This is a genomic window from Allgaiera indica (assembly GCF_900106675.1).
Taxonomy (GTDB): Bacteria; Pseudomonadota; Alphaproteobacteria; order Rhodobacterales; family Rhodobacteraceae; genus Acidimangrovimonas; species Acidimangrovimonas indica.
The window spans coordinates 1-17,249 of the sequence record NZ_FNOB01000006.1; the positions used below are offsets into that span (position 1 = coordinate 1).

Consider the following 17,249-nt stretch of genomic DNA (forward strand, 5'->3'; position numbering starts at 1 on the left):
CTTGCGTTTCGACATCTCTGATCTCCTTCTCGTCGAAGATCAGCAGACTGCAAATCGTAGCTTATGTCAGTGTCCGAATTTCGGGGGGTAGCTCAAACCGCCGAGAATGTGAAGGCCATCAGGATGCCGGAGCCGAACACCGCGACCGTTGCCGCAGTAACGGCGGCGCTGGAATCGAAACCGGGTTCGAAGGCAGGCAGCGCGCTCGCAACCAGCAGGATGGCGGCGGCGACGATTGGCGTGATCGGGCCCGTCCGCCTGCCCAGCAGACCGTAGGCGAGGCTGCCGGCAATGCTGGCGAGCGCGATCAGCCCGGTGGTGCTGCCCGCTTGGGCCGAGGTGAAGCCGTGCGCCTCGATGAGGAAGGTCGGCATCATGCTCAGGATGGACAGCGACAGAAGCGTGAGGCCGAGAAAGGCACCGCCCAGCAACCAAGCTGCGGTGCCCAAGCCTGCCGGTGGCCCGCTGCTATCCGGCAGTGGTCCGCGCGCTTCCTTCTCGGGCGGCAGCAGCAGGAACCCGACCACCGCCGTGGCTGCCACGAGGCCGCCGTTCGCGGCGAACCAGGCCTGCCATCCCCAGGCCGGGGCAAGCGTGCCGCCAGCAATCGCAGCGAGGCTCAGCCCGGGCGTGAAGAACGTCCCCCAGAGCGCCAGCGCTGCTGGCTGGTTCCGCTCTGCGGCGTTCTCCGCGATCAAGGTTGGCGCCGCGACCACGATGGCGAGGTAGCCGATACCTTCGACGGCGCGCATCAGGAGAAAAAAAGGTGGTGGATGGTGCCGATGCTGCAGCCAGAACGCTGAGAGCAAGCAGTCCACCCCCGAGAAGCAAAACAGCACGCGCGCCCCTGCGCCGCACCCAGAGCCCTGCCAAGACACCGAACATCGCTGACGCCAGGGTGATCGTCGATATGGCCCAGCCGAGCGTGGGCAGCTTCATGGACAACTCTTCGCGAAGTTGCGCTGTCGCCGGTGCGATCCGCCCGACCTGCGCCGCGGCGACGACGCCGACCACATAGGCCAGAAAGATCGCGCGCCAATTCGTGCTGGTCACCATGCCCGCCCCCCGAGATGTTCTTGTTCTTTTTGGCAGACAGGGCAGTTCGGACGGGAAGCAAGAGCAATCTGCCCTACGGACGCGTGTAATGCTACATATTGTGATGGCCTCGGCAAAGCCAGGTCGCGCAAGTGGACTTCCATGCCGCGCGCAACGGCTGGCGGCTTTGTCAGCATCGCCGGCCAACACAGATTGCGGACACCCCCTTTTCATTCGCATTCGCCGCCGCGCGCCAGGGCTTGCGCGCCTGACGCCATCAGCCCGGAACGCGGCATTGGCTGCGCGCCGATGCGTTTTGCGCGCTGATCTGTCCGGCCGGGGCGGCCAAGCCCTTCGACCCGCAACATGAAAGGCCCCGAGGGTTTCCCCCGGGGCCTTCCCTTTCCGTCAAACGCCGCGCTCAGAGCTTGCCGGCGTTGTCCATCTGCATCATGAACGTGTCGAAGTTGTATTCGGCCAGCTGCAGCCACAGGAACGACTCGCGCATGAAGGCGCGCTGGCTGTCGTACATCTCCTTGAACGGCGCGTTGGTCTTCGAGATGTCGGCATAGATCTTGTTCGCAGCTTCGAACGCCGCCGTCAGGATCTCGGCCGAGAACGGGCGCAGCTTGGTGCCCTGGCCCACCAGACGCTTCAGCGCCGGCGGGTTCTTCCAGTCGTAATTGGCCATCATGTCCGAATTGGCCGCGGCCGAGGCGGCTTGCAGCACCTCCTGATAGGCCTTCGGCAGCTTGTTCCAGGCCTTGAGGTTGAACATCGCCGACAGCGTCGGGCCGCCTTCCCAGAAACCCGGGTAGTAGTAGTAGGGCGCCACCTTGTAGAAGCCCAACTTCTCGTCGTCATAGGGGCCGATCCATTCGGCCGCGTCGATCGTGCCCTTCTCAAGCGACGGATAGATATCGCCGCCGGCGATCTGCTGCGGCACCACGCCGAGCGCTTCCATGACCTTGCCGCCGAAGCCGCCGATACGCATCTTCAGACCCTTCAGGTCGTCAAGCGTGTTGATCTCCTTGCGGTACCAGCCGCCCATCTGGGCCCCGGTGTTGCCGCAGGGATAGGCCTGCAGGCCCTGCTTGTTGAAGAACTTGTTGGTCATGTCGATGCCGCCGCCGTAATAGTACCAGGCGTTCATCTGACGGTAGTTCGGCCCGAACGGCACTGCGGTGCCCAGCGCCCAGGCCGGATCCTTGCCCCAATAGTAATACGAGGCGGTGTGGCAGGCCTCGACCGTGCCGGCCGCTGTTGCGTCCGCCGCCTGCAGACCGCCCACCAGCTCGCCCGCGGCGAAGACCTGGATCTTGAAGTTACCGTCGGTCATACCCGACACGTAATTGGCGAAGGTTTCCGCCGCGCCGTAGATCGTGTCGAGCGATTTCGGGAACGACGAGGTCATGCGCCAGTTGATTTTCGGCAATGTCTGCGCGACGACCGGGCTGGCCAGCGCCGCCGCGCCCGCGGCGGCGACGCCACCGACTGATGCCTTCGTCAAGAATGAACGACGATCCATAGGGTTTCCTCCCATACGTTTCATTTTGCAGCCGCGCGAAGGCCCTTCCCCCGCCAGCCTGGCTGATGAGCGCACTTTACACAGCCTGCCCAACCTGTCCAGAGTAACGCGACCGTTAACACGTGTGAGAAATAAAAACGCCGCTGCGACAAAGGGTTGCAGCAAAAAATTCCATCATATGCCCATCGGCGCGGCACCAGGCCCGGCCAGCACGGCGCGAAAGCCGGGGCCTGCCGACGCTTTGTGTTCATTACGCGGTCGCGGCATTTCGCGCAACAAAGAGTCCGATAGCGGCGCCCCGGTGACATTTTCCTCCGCGTTTTGAGGTTGACGCCCCCCACCGCCACGCCTAATGTCGCCGCGCAGCAGCGAAGGGGCCGATCCGTGGCAAAGCTTCTTGTAATCGTAGGGATGTGGTGCATGGGCCGGTAACGGACACCCAGTCAGGATCCCATGCGCCCCCGCCTCAACACCGGGGGCTTTTTGTTGCGCGACAAGACCAGCGAGGCCGCCCGGGGCGGCAGGTGAACAGAGGATGACGACACCGATGGCGACCAAGGCGATGACGGGCGCGAGGATGGTTGTGCAGGCGCTGAAGGACCAGGGGGTCGAGGTGGTCTTTGGCTATCCCGGCGGCGCCGTGCTTCCGATCTATGACGAGATATTCCAGCAAAACGATATCCGCCACATCCTCGTGCGGCACGAACAGGGCGCGGTCCACATGGCCGAGGGCTATGCGCGTTCGACCGGCAAGCCCGGGGTCGTGTTGGTGACCTCGGGGCCCGGGGCGACCAACGCGGTCACCGGGATCACCGACGCGCTTCTGGATTCGATCCCGATCGTGGTGCTGTCGGGTCAGGTGCCCACTTTCCTGATCGGCACCGACGGCTTTCAGGAGGCCGACACTGTCGGCATCACCCGCCCCTGCACCAAGCACAACTGGCTGGTCAAGGATACCGACAAGCTGGCCGACACGATCCATCAGGCCTTCCATGTCGCCACCTCGGGCCGCCCGGGCCCGGTGCTGGTCGACATCCCCAAGGACGTGCAGTTCGCCACCGGCACCTACACCCCGCCCGAGAAGGCCAAGGTCAGCCATTACCAGCCCCGCGTGAAGGGCGACCCCGAGGCGATCACCGCCCTGGTCGAGCTGATGGAAACCGCCGAGCGGCCGGTGTTCTACACCGGCGGCGGGGTGATCAATTCGGGCCCTGCCGCCAGCCAGCTTCTGCGCGAGCTGGTCGATGCGACGGGCTTTCCGATCACCTCCACGCTGATGGGGCTGGGCGCCTATCCGGCCAGCGGCAAGAACTGGCTGGGGATGCTGGGGATGCACGGCCTTTACGAGGCCAACCTGGCAATGCATGGCTGCGATCTGATGATCAACATCGGCGCGCGTTTCGACGACCGGATCACCGGCCGCACAAGCGATTTCAGCCCCGGCTCGAAGAAGGCGCATATCGACATCGACCCTTCCTCGATCAACAAGGTGATCCATGTCGACATTCCGATCATCGGCGATGTCGGCCATGTGCTGGAGGATCTGCTGCAGGTCTGGAAATCGCGCGGGCGCAAGGTGAATGCCGCGGGGCTGAAGCGCTGGTGGGGCCAGATCGAGGATTGGCAGCGGGTGAAATGCCTCAGCTACACCAACTCGGACAAGGTCATCAAACCGCAATACGCGCTGCAGCGGCTGGAGGCACTGACCAAGGGGCGCGACCGCTACATCACCACCGAGGTGGGCCAGCACCAGATGTGGGCCGCGCAATTCCTGGGGTTCGAGGCGCCGAACCGCTGGATGACCTCGGGGGGGCTGGGCACGATGGGCTATGGCCTGCCGGCCTCGATCGGGGTGCAGGTGGCGCATCCGGAGGCGCTGGTGATCAACGTGGCGGGCGAGGCCTCATGGCTGATGAACATGCAGGAGATGGGCACAGCGATGCAGTTCCGCGCGCCGGTCAAGCAGTTCATCCTCAACAACGAGCGGCTGGGCATGGTGCGCCAGTGGCAGGAGCTTCTGCATGGCGAGCGCTATTCGCATAGCTGGTCCGAGAGCCTGCCAGATTTCGTCAAGCTGGCCGAGGCCTTCGGGGCGAAGGGGATGCAGGTGAAGGATCCGGCCGATCTGGATGCGGCCATCCAGGAGATGATCGATTACGACGGGCCGGTAGTGATGGACGTGCTGGTCGAAAAGCACGAGAACTGCTTTCCGATGATCCCCTCGGGCAAGCCGCACAACGAGATGCTGATCGGCGAAGCCGAGACCGCGGGGGCGATCGGCGGCGCGGGCGGCGCGCTGGTTTGATCGGGCGGGACCGGGGGCCCTGCCCCCGGACCCCCGGAGTATTTGAGCCAAGATGAAGGGCTAGGAAATGTCGGCACTGAACATCAAGAAAGGCGCGTCCAGCCATTCGGCCTATGACCTGCGCGATCCCTATTCCGAGGTGATCGAGGTGCATACGCTGGCGGTTCTGGTCGACAACGAGGCCGGGGTTCTGGCACGGGTGATCGGCCTGTTTTCCGGGCGCGGCTACAATATCGAAAGCCTCACCGTCGCCGAGGTGGACCACAAGGGGCATCGCAGCCGGATCACCGTGGTGACCTCGGGCACGCCGCAGGTGATCGAGCAGATCAAGGCGCAGCTGGAGCGGATGGTGCCGGTGCACGAGGTCCACGACCTTACCGTCGAGGGGCCGGCGGTGCAGCGTGAACTGGCGCTGTTCAAGGTCGCGGGCCAGGGCGAGCAGCGGGTCGAGGCGCTGCGGCTGGCCGATATCTTCCGCGCCAGCGTGGTGGATTCGACGCTGGAAAGCTTCGTCTTCGAGATCACCGGCACCGCCGAGAAGATCGACGCCTTCGCCGACCTGATGCGCCCGCTTGGCCTGCGCGAGATCGCGCGCACCGGCGTCGCCGCGTTGTCGCGCGGGGCCTGACGGCCGCCGCCATCACAAGATCGCGAGCACCTAGCGAAGCGATAGGTCGCGGCTGGGTTTATCGCTATTGCGAGGGTGTGCCGGGCTTTTTTGCGGCATGTGTGGCGGCATCGGGCCGCATCGTGGAGGATGCGGGTCATGCCGCGTTTCTTGTACCAGGTCACCATGGGCGCCGCCGCCGTGATGGCCCTGTCCCTTGCCGGATTTCCGGCGCACGCGGCGACCAGCGTGAAGAAGGAATGTTCGGCCCAGTACAAGGCCGAAAAGGCGGCAGGCAAGCTCAAGCCCGGCGAGACATGGACGAAGTTCTACGCCGCCTGCGCCAAGGCGAACGGCGCCAAGGAAGCCGGCAAGAAGCCCGCGACGGACAGCCACAAACCGCTGACCACGGCGCAGAAGGCCGCGCGCAAGCGGATCAAGGAATGCGGCGCGATGTGGCGCAAGGACAAGGCCGCCGGCAAGATCCACAAGGGCGAGACCTGGCCGCAATACTGGCACCGGTGCAACATCGCCCTGAAGAAGAAGGGCTGATGGGCTGAGGCCGCGCCCTAGCCGGCCGCGGCCAGGCGCAGGTGACGGCGGGGGCCGCTTTGCGACCCGCGCGGGCCGGTGCCGCAGATCGCGATCTCGGGCTTGGCGGCGGCGTGCACCTGCCTGGGCATTGGTCCGGTCGGGTGGTGTCTGGTCGGGATCGGTCCCAGCGCGGCGGGCGCGGGATCCGGCGCGGGGGTGACGGAAGACGCCGTGGCGGCTTCGTGCAAGATCGCGGCGACATCAGGAAAGGCCCCGCGTTCGATCACACGCACCGCACGGGCATGGCGCGTGGACCCTTCGATCCCCGGGGTCGCCAATGCCTCTTGCTCGACCAGAAAGGCCACGACATCGCCCACGGCCGGGAAGCCGCTGCTCTGCGCCACGAAGGCCTGCGCACCGCGCGCATAGGCCAGGGCGCCGCTGTCCTCGCACCACAGGATTACACGTTGGCTTTGCTCAGAACTCCAGATCACGACCCCGATCATTGCTTTCCTCTTTCCGCTTCTCGATCAGGCTAACGCTCGAAACCGTGATCACGCAGATGCGAGATCCCGCGTGCATGGGGGATTTTGTGTCGAAACAAGGCGACTTTTGACCTAAACTACGTCAGTATGACGTTAATTAGCGTCAAATCCCGATCCACCCCCGGTTTCAGTCCCCTAAAAATGCTTGATCCTCGCCGCCCCCCCCCCTTCGCCCATGCCGACGAGCGCCCCGCCGATCTGCGCGCGATTTTCGGGCAAAATCTGCGGCAACTGGCATCGCGAGAGGCTTCGGTCACCAAGCTCTGCGCCCGGCTGGAGATCAACCGCACCCAGTTCAACCGCTATCTTTCGGGAGAGACCTTCCCGCGTCCAGACATCCTGCACAGGATCTGCACCCATTTCGGTGTCGACGCGCGGATTCTGCTGGAGCCGCTGGAAGCCCAGGACCCCAGCCCGGGCGAGGTGCTGGCCGGCGCGCTGGGGGCGATGGTTCTGAGCACCAACGATTTCACCGTCGATTCCGCGCGCCTGCCGGACGGGCTCTATCGCTTTTGGCGCAATTCCTACAACTTCCCCGACCGGGTGATCGCCGACATGTGCCGGGTCTATACCGAGAACGGGGTGAAGCTGTTCAAGGGCTACGAGCCGCCGAGCCCGATGCAAAGCCGTGCCACCCTGGCACCGGCCTACCAATCGGTGTATCACGGCGTTTTCCTGCAGCATGACGACGGCGTGTCGCTTTACTGTTCCACCCGCGGCGGGCGGATGGTGTCGATCGGTTTCTTTGAATACAGCCTGGGGGGCTTGCCGGATTTCCTGGGCGGGATCTCGTTCCTGACCCGGCGGCGGATCCAGGGAATGCGGCGGCTGACCTTCGCGGTGATGGAACGGCTGCCTCGGGATCTGGGACAATGCATCGCCGCGGCGCGCGAATGCGGGCTGCGCAAGACCGCCGAAGTGCCGGTCAAGATCCGCGATCTGCTGGCGACGGTCCCGGCCTCGATCTGAGGCCGGGCGGAGCGGCGCGGCTAGAGGCCGTAGATCTCGGAGAATTTGGCCTCGAGATAATCAAGCAGCGGGCCCTCGTCGGGTTCGAACCCGCAGGCGCGGCGCACGGTGTCGCGCGGGCGGTAAAGGCCGCCATGGCGTTGCAGGTTCTCGCGCAGCCATTCGGTGGCGGGCGTGGCATCGCCCCTGGCCAGGGCCTCGTCCATGCCGGGCACCGCCGCGCGCAGCGCCTTGTTCAGACAGCCGGCATAGACATTGCCCAGGGCATAGGTCGGGAAATAGCCGAACAGGCCCACCGACCAGTGCACATCTTGCAACATGCCATGCGCGGGCTGATCCACCGCGACGCCGAAATCCTGCGCGAAACGGGTGTTCCAGGCCTCTTCCAGATCGCGCACCTCCAGCGTGCCGCCGATCAGCTCTCGCTCCAGCGCGAAGCGCAGCATGATGTGCAGATTGTAATGCACCTCATCGGCCTCGGTGCGGATGAAGCCCGCATGCACCCGGTTCACCGCGCCATGGAAGGCCTCGGCATCGCCAAGCCCCAGATCGCCGAAAGTGTCGGTCATCTGCGCATAAAGCCAGCCGGTGAAGGGACGCGAACGGCCAAGCTGGTTCTCGTAGATCCGGCTTTGGCTTTCATGCACCCCCATCGACACGCCGCCGCCCAGCGGTGTCAGCAGGTAATCGGCATCCACCCCTTGCTCGTAGCAGGCGTGGCCGGTCTCGTGGATCGTGGAATAGAAGCAGTTGAAGGGGTCGCCCTCGACCACCCGGGTGGTGATCCTTGTGTCGGTGCCCGATCCGGAAGAGAACGGATGCACCGACAGATCCAGCCGCCCGCAGGCCCAATCATAGCCGAATCCCGATGCCAGCTTGCGTGCCAGCCGCATCTGCGCCTCGGCCGGGAAATGGCCCCGTAGCGGCGCGGGCTGGTGCGCGGCGCCCATAACCGCCGCGCGCAACGCCACCAGACGCGGACGCATCCGGTCGAACATCGCGCCCAGGCTTTCGGCCGTGGCGCCCTCTTCGTAGTCGTCGATCAGCGCGTCATAAAGGTCGCCGCCATCGGCCAGATGCGCCGCCTGCTCGCGCTTCAGCGCCACCACCTTTTCCAGCGTCGGCAGGAACTGCTCCACGTCGTTCGCCGCCCGCGCCTCGGCCCAGATGCCCTGCGCGACCGAGGTGACGCGCGCCAGTTCCACCGCCAGCGCGGCGGGGATCTTGGTCTGGCGTTCGAAACTGCGGCGGATGTGGCGCAGATAGGCCTCGTCCACCTCGTCCTCGGGTTCGGCCTTCTCCAGCCAGTCGCCGATGCGGGGATCGGTGCGGCGGGCGTGCAGGATGCCTTCCAGCGCGCCGATCTCCTCGCCGCGCTGCTCGGCCGCGCCGCGCGGCATCATCGTTTCCTGGTCCCATTCCAGGCGGCCCGCCACCTGCCCCAGCGCCTCGGTATCGCGCTGATAGGCCATCAGATCATCCATCGCCGACATCACGCGGTTCCTTTCCGGATCGAGCCCACACGGGGAAATTGCGCCAGATTGCGGGCGCGCAGCACCAGCACCCACAGCACGATCGCGCCCAGTTGATGCACGCTGGCCAGATCCAGCGGCGCGGCATAGAGCGCGGTGAATATCCCCAGCGTCATCTGCACCAGCGCCCAGCCGGCGACGGCCGTGAAGGCGAAGCGCACCGAGCCATGCGCCGAGCGCCGCGCGACGAAGGCCGAGACCAGCGCCAGGGTGACCAGCGCGTAGGCCCAGATGCGGTGATCGAACTGCACCAGGCCGGCGTTCTCGAAGAACGCCAGATACCACGGCCCATTCGCCACCTGGAAGGCATCGGCGGGGAAGAAGCGGCCGTTCATGTCGGGCCAGGTCGGAAAGTAGCGCCCCGCGTCGATCCCCGCCGTCAGCGCGCCAAGGACCAGCTGCACGAAGACCATGCCGACCAGAACCGAGCCCAGGGTCATCATCCTCTGGTCACGGGCGCGCCGGGCCTGGATCAGCTCGGCCTCCTTGCGGCCCAGAAGGAAGATGTACCAGGCCGAGAAGCCTAGGATGATGAAGGCAAGGCCCAGATGCGTCGCCAGCCGGTACGACGCCACGGTGATCATCCGCCCGTGCAGCCCCGAAGACACCATCCACCAGCCGATCAGGCCCTGAAGCCCGCCCAGGAAACCCAGCCACAGCAGCCGCGAGGTATAGCCCGGCGGGATCCGCTTCGTCAGCCAGAAGAACAGAAAGCCGATGCCCCAGACCATGCCCACCATGCGGCCCAGGTTTCGATGCGACCATTCCCACCAGAAGATCACCTTGAACTGCGACAGCTCCATCCCGTGGTTGAGGATCTTGTACTGCGGCGAAAGCTTGTAAAGATCGAACTGGTGCATCCAGTCGGCCGTGGTCAGCGGCGGCAGCGCCCCCATGATCGGGTTCCATTGGGTGATCGACAGGCCCGAATCCGTCAGCCGCGTCAGCCCTCCCACCGCGACCATCGCCGCGACCATGGCAAAGATCACCATCAGCCAGATGCGGATCGCGCGGCGCGCGCCCTTGGGCCGGCCGCCCTCGATCATGCCACCCCTGGGGGTGCGGCGCTGCGCGGCACCTTCGCCGACTTCCTCGAAAATGCTGCGGTTTCCGGCCATGCCGCCCCTCCGTCTAAAGCGCACGGACACTATTGCCTGCGCGACCGGCCCGCAAGCCCGCGAATGCGCGCTATCGGCCGCCCTGCCCCGGCAGCCGTCGCAGGATCTGGCGCAGCATCCCGTGCAGCATCTGCACGTCGGCGCGCGTCAGATCCAGCCGCGCCCACATGTTGCGCAGGTTGACCCGCATCCCCGGCGCCTTCTCGGGCGGGAAGAAATAACCCGCGTCCTCCAGCGCCGCCTCGAACCGGTCGCCCAGCTTCTCGATCTCGACGGCTTCGGCGAAATCGGTCCCCGCCAGGCCCCGCGCCGCATCCGGCACCGCGCCCTGGCGGGCCAGTTCATAAGCCACCAGCAGCACGCATTGCCCGAGGTTGAGCGACGGAAATTCCGGGTTCACCGGCACCGTGATGATCGCGTTCGCCAGCGCCACGTCCTCGTTCTCCAGCCCGGCACGTTCGGGGCCGAACATCAGGCCGATGCGCTTGCCCTCGGCCATCAACGCGCGGGCCTCGGCCATCGCGGCCTCGGGGCTGAGAACCGGCTTCGTCAGCCCCCGCGCCCGCGCCGTGGTGGCATAGACATAATGGCAATCGGCGATCGCGCCGGCCACGTCGTCATGCAGGCTGGCCGCGTCCAGCACCCGCCCGGCGCCCGACGCCATCGCGCCGGCCTTGGGGTTGGGCCAGCCGTCGCGCGGGCTGACCAGGCGCATCCGCTCCTGCCCGAAATTGAGCATCGCGCGGGCGGCGGCGCCGATGTTCTCGCCCATCTGCGGGCGCACGAGGATGAAGGCAGGTTGCACGGGTGTCTGGGCCCCTCCGGTCGGTTCGCGCCCTGTTACGCCGCGACGGGCGGGGGCGCAACCGCTGGCTCAGAAGGGGATGTCGGCCGCGCTGTCCGCCGAGGTCACGAAACGCGCGACGATCTTCTTCGGCCCGGCCTTCTCGAACGCGATGTCGAGCTTGTCGCCGTCGATCGCCGTCACCGCGCCATAGCCGAACTTCTGGTGGAACACCCGGTCGCCCAGGCCGAAGGCGGTGCCCTCGATCACCGTCCCGCGCGCCGCCGGCGCCGCGGGGCGCGCCCCGCCCTGCGCCTGCATCCGCTTCCAGCCGGGGGAGTTGTAGACATCGGCCCGCGCCGCGCGGCTCTCGATCGTCGATTCGGCCACCGGTGCCGCCGCCCCGAACCCGCCGCCATAAAGGCCCGGCGGAGTCAGCACATCCACATGCTCCTCTGGCAGTTCGTCGACGAAGCGCGAAGGCAGTTGCGATTGCCACTGACCATAGACCCGGCGATTGGCGGCGAAGGAGATGGTGCACAGCTCCTTCGCCCGGGTGATGCCGACATAGGCCAGACGCCGCTCTTCCTCCAGACCCTTCTTGCCGCTCTCGTCCATCGAACGCTGCGAAGGAAACAGCCCCTCTTCCCAGCCCGGCAGGAAGATTGCGGGAAACTCCAGCCCCTTCGCGCCATGCAGCGTCATGATCGAGACCTTCTCCTCGGTCTCTCCCGAATCGTTGTCCATGATCAGCGCGACATGTTCCAGGAACCCTTGCAGATTGTCGAAGCTTTCCAAGGCTTTGACCAGTTCCTTGAGGTTCTCCAGCCGGCCCGGCGCCTCGGGCGTCTTGTCGGCCTGCCACATCGCGGTATAGCCGCTCTCATCCAGAATGGTCTCGGCCAGTTCGATGTGATTGTCGCCCCGCGCCACCGCGGCGTGCCAGCGATCCATCCCCTCGATGAAGGCGCGCAACTGCCCCGCGCCCTTGCCGCTGACCCCGCCCTCGGCCAGCAGGACACGCGCCCCTTCCAGCAGGTTCAACCCATGCGCGCGCGCCGTGGCCTGGATCTTCTGCTGCGCCTTGTCGCCCAGGCCGCGCTTGGGGGTGTTGACGACGCGCTCGAAGGCAAGGTCGTCGTCGGGGCTGACGGCAAGGCGGAAATAGGCCATCGCATCGCGGATCTCCAGCCGCTCATAGAAGCGCGGGCCGCCGATCACCCGATAGGGCAACCCGATGGTCAGGAAGCGGTCTTCAAAAGCCCGCATCTGATGGCTGGCCCGAACGAGAATTGCCATATCGTCCAGAGACTTAGGCGGCGAACCTCGACCGCCGCGCTGCAGCGCCTCGATCTCCTCGCCGATCCAGCGCGCCTCTTCCTCGCCGTCCCAATGACCGATCAGGCGCAGCTTCTCGCCGCCCTCGGCCTCAGTCCAGAGCGTCTTGCCCAGCCGCCCCTCATTGCCCGCGATCACACCCGACGCGGCCCCCAGGATATGCCCGGTCGAGCGGTAGTTCTGCTCCAGCCGGACCACCTTGGCACCGGGGAAATCCTTCTCGAACCGCAGGATATTACCCACTTCCGCACCGCGCCAGCCATAGATCGACTGATCGTCATCGCCCACGCAGCAGATGTTGTGATGCGCCTGCGCCAAGAGCCGCAGCCACAGATATTGCGCGACGTTGGTATCCTGGTATTCGTCCACCAGGATGTAGCGGAACCAACGTTGATATTGCTCCAGAACATCCTGATGTTTCTGGAAAATCGTCAGAACATGCAGCAGAAGGTCACCAAAATCGGCGGCGTTCAGATCCAGCAGTCGCTGCTGGTAGGCCGCATAAAGTTCGGTCCCCAAGCTATTGAAAGCACTCGCTTCCGATGCCGGCACCCTGTCTGGCGTCAGGGCACGGTTCTTCCACGCATCAATTAACCCCGCCAACTGCCTGGAGGGCCAGCGTTTTTCGTCGATACTGGCGGCCGCGATCACCTGCTTCATCAGCCGGATCTGATCGTCGGTATCGAGGATGGTGAAGTTCGACTTCAGCCCCACCAGCTCGGCGTGGCGGCGCAGGATCTTCACGCTGATCGCATGAAAGGTGCCCAGCCAGGGCACCCCCTCCACGGTCTCGCCCATCAGGCGGCCGACGCGCTCCTTCATCTCGCGCGCGGCCTTGTTGGTGAAGGTGACGGCGAGAATCTCATTGGGCAGCGCCCGCCCGGTCATCAGCAGATGCGCGATCCGCGCGGTCAGCGCGCGGGTCTTGCCCGTGCCGGCCCCAGCGAGCATCAGCACCGGCCCGTCCAGCGCCTCGACCGCCGCGCGCTGCGCCGGGTTCAGCCCATCCAGATAGGGCGCCGGCCGCGCCGCCATCGCGCGCCGCGACAGCGGCACCCGCGGAACCGCCGTGGCCTCGAATGCGTCATCTTCGTCGAAACTGCTCATGGCGCGAAGATTAACGCGCTATGCCCGAAAGGAAAAGCTTTGTTCTTGAATTGTTCTGGAAGATTTTTCGCGCCTCCGCCAGAACCGCGACCGCGAGAGCGGCGCACGACATCAGCCCCCGGCTTTCGCATTCACCTTGGCAAAAATACTCCACGGGGGGGCCATTCGTTGCGCCGTCGCCATTGGCGCTCGGACCAATGGCGCATCAATGGCAACTCCGAGCGACAATGGCGACGGGGTGTGAAACCCCTGGCCCCTGCGCCACCTCATGCAAAAAACTTTCGCATTTCCGTCACAGAAGCGCTGCATGCCATTGCGCCGCGGTGCAGCATCACTAAAGTGCGCGCCAAACGACCATTCGGAGGAAGCGCATGGCCGAGTTCCAGAAAATCCTTGTCGCCAATCGGGGCGAAATCGCCATCCGCGTGATGCGGGCCGCAAACGAATTGGGCAAGAAGACCGTCGCGGTCTATGCCGAGGAGGACAAGCTGGGCCTCCACCGTTTCAAGGCCGACGAGGCCTATCGGATCGGCGAGGGGCTGGGCCCGGTCGCGGCCTATCTGTCGATCCCCGAGATCATCCGCGTGGCGAAGATGTCGGGCGCCGATGCGATCCACCCAGGCTATGGCCTTCTGTCCGAGAATCCCGAATTCGTCGAGGCGGTCACTGCGGCGGGCCTGACCTTCATCGGCCCCAAGGCCGAGACGATGCGCGCGCTGGGGGACAAGGCCAGCGCCCGCAAGGTGGCGATCCAGGCCGGCGTGCCGGTGATTCCCGCGACCGAGGTCCTGGGCGACGACATGGAGGCGATTCGCGCCGAGGCCGACACGATCGGCTATCCCTTGATGCTCAAGGCGTCCTGGGGCGGCGGCGGGCGCGGGATGCGGCCGATCATGGGGCCCAAGGAACTGGCCGACAAGGTACGCGAGGGCCGGCGCGAGGCCGAGGCCGCCTTCGGCAACGGCGAGAGCTATCTGGAGAAGATGATCCAGCGCGCGCGCCACGTCGAGGTGCAGCTTCTGGGCGACAGCCACGGCGGGCTTTACCACCTTTATGAGCGCGACTGCACCGTCCAGCGCCGCAACCAGAAGGTCGTCGAGCGCGCCCCCGCGCCCTATCTCACCGAGGAACAGCGCGCCGAGGTCTGCGCGCTGGGGCTGAAGATCGGCCAGGCGGTGGGATACCAGAACGCGGGCACCGTCGAATTCCTGATGGATATGGACGAGGGGCAATTCTACTTCATCGAGGTGAACCCCCGCGTCCAGGTCGAACATACCGTGACCGAGGAAGTCACCGGCATCGACATCGTGCAGGCGCAGATCAAGATCGCCGAGGGCAAGACCCTGGCCGAGGCCACCGGCACCCCCGATCAGGCGCATGTCACGCTGTCGGGCCACGCGCTGCAATGCCGGGTCACGACCGAGGATCCGCAAAACAACTTCATCCCCGATTACGGCCGCATCACCGCCTATCGCACCGCCACCGGCATGGGCATCCGGCTGGATGGTGGCACGGCTTACGCCGGCGGCGTCATCACGCGCTATTACGATTCGCTGCTGGTCAAGGTCACCGCCTGGGCGCAGACGCCGGAACAGGCGATCGCGCGGATGGACCGGGCCTTGCGCGAATTCCGGGTACGCGGGGTCTCGACCAACATCGCCTTCGTCGAGAACCTGCTAAAGCACCCGACCTTCCTGAACGACACCTATACGACGAAGTTCATCGACACCACGCCCGCGCTTTTCGATTTCAAGAAGCGCCGCGACCGGGCGACGAAGATCCTGACCTATCTCGCCGACATCACGGTGAACGGCCACCCCGAGACCACCGGCCGCGCCCGCCCGGCCGAGGCCCGCGCCCCCGTGCCGCCGCAGCCCCGCAACGACAGCCCGGCCCCCGGCACCCGGACCCTGCTGGAAGAACAGGGACCGAAGGCCGTGGCCGACTGGATGCTGGCGCAGAAGAAGCTGCTGCTGACCGACACCACGATGCGCGACGCCCATCAAAGCCTGCTGGCCACGCGGATGCGCTCGATCGACATGATCAGGGTGACGCCGGCCTATGCGGCCAACCTTCCGCAGTTGTTCAGCCTGGAATGCTGGGGCGGCGCCACCTTCGATGTGGCCTATCGCTTCTTGCAGGAATGCCCCTGGCAGCGTCTGCGTGACATCCGCGCGCAGCTGCCCAACGTGATGACCCAGATGCTGTTTCGCGGCGCGAACGGCGTGGGCTACACCAATTACCCCGACAATGTGGTGGTCAGCTTCCTGAAACGCGCGGCTGCGTCCGGCGTTGATGTGTTTCGGGTCTTCGACAGCCAGAACTGGGTCGAGAACATGCGCCTGTCGATGGACGCGGTGCTGGAGACCGGCAAGCTGCTGGAAGGCACGATCTGCTACACCGCCGATGTGCTGGATCCCGCGCGTTCGAAATACGATCTGAAATATTACCTGCGCGTGGGCCGCGAATTGCGCGATGCCGGCGCCCATGTGCTGGGGCTGAAGGACATGGCCGGGCTGATGAAGCCCGCCGCCGCAAGGGTGCTGGTCACCGCGCTGAAGGAGGAACTGGGCCTGCCGGTGCATTTCCACACCCACGACACCTCGGGCGCCTCGGCGGCCAGCGTGATCGCCGCGGCCGAGGCCGGGGTGGACGCGGTGGATGCGGCGATGGACGCGTTTTCCGGCTCGACCTCGCAGCCCTGCCTGGGCTCGATCGTCGAGGCGCTGCGCCATACCGAACGCGACACCGGCATCGACATGGACGCCCTGCGCGAGATCAACACCTACTGGGAGAAGGTGCGCGGCCAGTATGTCGCCTTCGAAAGCGGCACCACCGCGCCCGCATCCGAGGTCTATCTGCACGAGATGCCGGGCGGGCAGTTCACCAACCTCAAGGCCCAGGCGCGCTCGATGGGGCTCGAGGACCGTTGGCACGAGGTCGCCAAGACCTATGCCGAGGTCAACCAGATGTTCGGGGACATCGTGAAGGTGACGCCGTCCTCGAAGGTGGTGGGCGACATGGCGCTGATGATGGTCAGCCAGGGGCTGACGCGGGCACAGGTCGAAGACCCGGCCGTCGAGGTCTCGTTCCCCGATTCGGTGGTCGAGATGATGAAGGGGCTCTTGGGCCAGCCCGAGGGCGGCTGGCCCTCGGCGATCCAGAAGAAGGTGCTGAAGGGCCAGGCGCCGCTGACCGAGCGGCCCGGCAAATATGCCGAGCCGGTGGATATGGAGGCAACCCGCGCCACGCTGTCTAAGGAGCTTGACGGCTTCAGGATCGACGACGAGGATCTGAACGGCTATCTGATGTATCCCAAGGTGTTCCTTGACTACATGGGGCGGCACCGGATCTATGGCCCGGTGCGCACCCTGCCGACGCATGCCTTCTTCTACGGCATGGAACCGGGAGAGGAGATCACCGCCGAGATCGACCCCGGCAAGACGCTGGAGATCCGCCTGCAGGCGGTGGGCGAGACCCACGAGGACGGCGATGTGCGGGTGTTCTTCGAGCTGAACGGCCAGCCGCGGGTGATCCGGGTGCCCAATCGCCAGGTCAAGGGCAGCGCGGCGGCCAAGCCGAAGGCGGAGGGCGGCAACCCCAACCATATCGGCGCGCCGATGCCGGGGGTGATCGCCAGTGTGGCGGTGGCGCCGGGGCAGAAGGTTTCGGCCGGCGACCTGATCCTGACGATCGAGGCGATGAAGATGGAAACCGGCCTGCACGCCGACCGCGATGCGGTGGTGGCGGCGGTGCATGTGACGCCCGGGGCGCAGGTGGATGCGAAGGACCTGCTGGTGGAGTTGGATGGCTGAGGGTGGCGCCGGGGGTTTCACACCCCCGGACC

At 65.7% G+C, this 17,249-nt stretch carries 12 protein-coding genes; 5 read left to right on the plus strand and 7 right to left on the minus strand.

What is annotated here, in order from left to right; genetic code table 11:
- Nucleotides 1-92: 92 nt before the first annotated feature.
- Nucleotides 93-839, minus strand: coding sequence for an MFS transporter (locus BLV97_RS06505; RefSeq protein ID WP_160169186.1), 747 nt, complete (start codon nucleotides 837-839; stop codon nucleotides 93-95).
- Nucleotides 840-1,456: 617 nt separating this feature from the next.
- Entirely contained in the window at nucleotides 1,457-2,563 is a 1,107-nt protein-coding gene (locus tag BLV97_RS06510) for a TRAP transporter substrate-binding protein (protein ID WP_035844166.1), read from the minus strand.
- 535 nt (nucleotides 2,564-3,098) lie between these two features.
- On the opposite strand from BLV97_RS06510, the gene BLV97_RS06515 reads away from it, so the two are divergent.
- The 3 genes from BLV97_RS06515 (at nucleotide 3,099) to BLV97_RS06525 (ending at nucleotide 6,027) form a co-directional block, all read left to right on the plus strand.
- Complete coding sequence (locus BLV97_RS06515) at nucleotides 3,099-4,868, plus strand: acetolactate synthase 3 large subunit (RefSeq protein ID WP_035844162.1); 1,770 nt, start codon at nucleotides 3,099-3,101, stop codon at nucleotides 4,866-4,868.
- Between the two features lie 67 nt (nucleotides 4,869-4,935).
- Nucleotides 4,936-5,496, plus strand: coding sequence for an acetolactate synthase small subunit (gene ilvN / locus BLV97_RS06520; RefSeq protein ID WP_035844159.1), 561 nt, complete (start codon nucleotides 4,936-4,938; stop codon nucleotides 5,494-5,496).
- A 138-nt stretch (nucleotides 5,497-5,634) separates the two neighbouring features.
- Nucleotides 5,635-6,027 carry a hypothetical protein gene (locus BLV97_RS06525; protein ID WP_051646155.1) on the plus strand — a complete coding sequence of 131 codons (393 nt, stop codon included), beginning with the start codon at nucleotides 5,635-5,637 and terminating at the stop codon, nucleotides 6,025-6,027.
- Nucleotides 6,028-6,044: 17 nt separating this feature from the next.
- Here the strand turns inward: BLV97_RS06525 and BLV97_RS06530 are convergent, their stop codons facing one another.
- Nucleotides 6,045-6,515 (minus strand): hypothetical protein, encoded by a 471-nt coding sequence (locus tag BLV97_RS06530; RefSeq protein ID WP_035844151.1) that lies wholly within the window; start codon nucleotides 6,513-6,515, stop codon nucleotides 6,045-6,047.
- Nucleotides 6,516-6,695: 180 nt separating this feature from the next.
- Between BLV97_RS06530 and BLV97_RS20685 the strand changes: the two genes are divergently transcribed.
- Entirely contained in the window at nucleotides 6,696-7,523 is an 828-nt protein-coding gene (locus tag BLV97_RS20685) for a helix-turn-helix domain-containing protein (RefSeq protein WP_051646154.1), read from the plus strand.
- A gap of 20 nt (nucleotides 7,524-7,543) precedes the next feature.
- Here the strand turns inward: BLV97_RS20685 and BLV97_RS06540 are convergent, their stop codons facing one another.
- From BLV97_RS06540 to BLV97_RS06555, 4 genes are all read right to left on the minus strand, one after another.
- Nucleotides 7,544-9,016 (minus strand): carboxypeptidase M32, encoded by a 1,473-nt coding sequence (locus BLV97_RS06540; protein ID WP_035844146.1) that lies wholly within the window; start codon nucleotides 9,014-9,016, stop codon nucleotides 7,544-7,546.
- Nucleotides 9,016-10,173, minus strand: a complete 1,158-nt coding sequence (locus BLV97_RS06545) for a COX15/CtaA family protein (RefSeq protein ID WP_035844143.1) — start codon at nucleotides 10,171-10,173, stop codon at nucleotides 9,016-9,018. The genes BLV97_RS06540 and BLV97_RS06545 overlap by 1 nt, the downstream gene beginning before the upstream one ends.
- A 70-nt stretch (nucleotides 10,174-10,243) precedes the next feature.
- The gene (locus BLV97_RS06550; protein WP_035844142.1) at nucleotides 10,244-10,978 is read right to left on the minus strand and encodes an RNA methyltransferase; all 735 of its coding nucleotides are present in this window, start codon (nucleotides 10,976-10,978) and stop codon (nucleotides 10,244-10,246) included.
- A 69-nt stretch (nucleotides 10,979-11,047) separates the two neighbouring features.
- Nucleotides 11,048-13,402 carry an ATP-dependent helicase gene (locus BLV97_RS06555; protein WP_035844139.1) on the minus strand — a complete coding sequence of 785 codons (2,355 nt, stop codon included), beginning with the start codon at nucleotides 13,400-13,402 and terminating at the stop codon, nucleotides 11,048-11,050.
- 371 nt (nucleotides 13,403-13,773) lie between these two features.
- Between BLV97_RS06555 and BLV97_RS06560 the strand changes: the two genes are divergently transcribed.
- Nucleotides 13,774-17,217, plus strand: a complete 3,444-nt coding sequence (locus BLV97_RS06560; RefSeq protein ID WP_035844137.1) for a pyruvate carboxylase — start codon at nucleotides 13,774-13,776, stop codon at nucleotides 17,215-17,217.
- Nucleotides 17,218-17,249: the final 32 nt, after the last annotated feature.

Bases quoted from the DNA above. Each gene is read 5' to 3' on its own strand.
- BLV97_RS06510 (WP_035844166.1), bottom strand. From the start codon at position 2,563: ATGGATCGTCGTTCATTCTTGACGAAGGCATCAGTCGGTGGCGTCGCC.
- BLV97_RS06515 (WP_035844162.1), top strand. From the start codon at position 3,099: ATGACGACACCGATGGCGACCAAGGCGATGACGGGCGCGAGGATGGTT.
- ilvN (WP_035844159.1), top strand. From the start codon at position 4,936: ATGTCGGCACTGAACATCAAGAAAGGCGCGTCCAGCCATTCGGCCTAT.
- BLV97_RS06525 (WP_051646155.1), top strand. From the start codon at position 5,635: ATGCCGCGTTTCTTGTACCAGGTCACCATGGGCGCCGCCGCCGTGATG.
- BLV97_RS06530 (WP_035844151.1), bottom strand. From the start codon at position 6,515: ATGATCGGGGTCGTGATCTGGAGTTCTGAGCAAAGCCAACGTGTAATC.
- BLV97_RS20685 (WP_051646154.1), top strand. From the start codon at position 6,696: ATGCTTGATCCTCGCCGCCCCCCCCCCTTCGCCCATGCCGACGAGCGC.
- BLV97_RS06540 (WP_035844146.1), bottom strand. From the start codon at position 9,016: ATGTCGGCGATGGATGATCTGATGGCCTATCAGCGCGATACCGAGGCG.
- BLV97_RS06545 (WP_035844143.1), bottom strand. From the start codon at position 10,173: ATGGCCGGAAACCGCAGCATTTTCGAGGAAGTCGGCGAAGGTGCCGCG.
- BLV97_RS06555 (WP_035844139.1), bottom strand. From the start codon at position 13,402: ATGAGCAGTTTCGACGAAGATGACGCATTCGAGGCCACGGCGGTTCCG.
- BLV97_RS06560 (WP_035844137.1), top strand. From the start codon at position 13,774: ATGGCCGAGTTCCAGAAAATCCTTGTCGCCAATCGGGGCGAAATCGCC.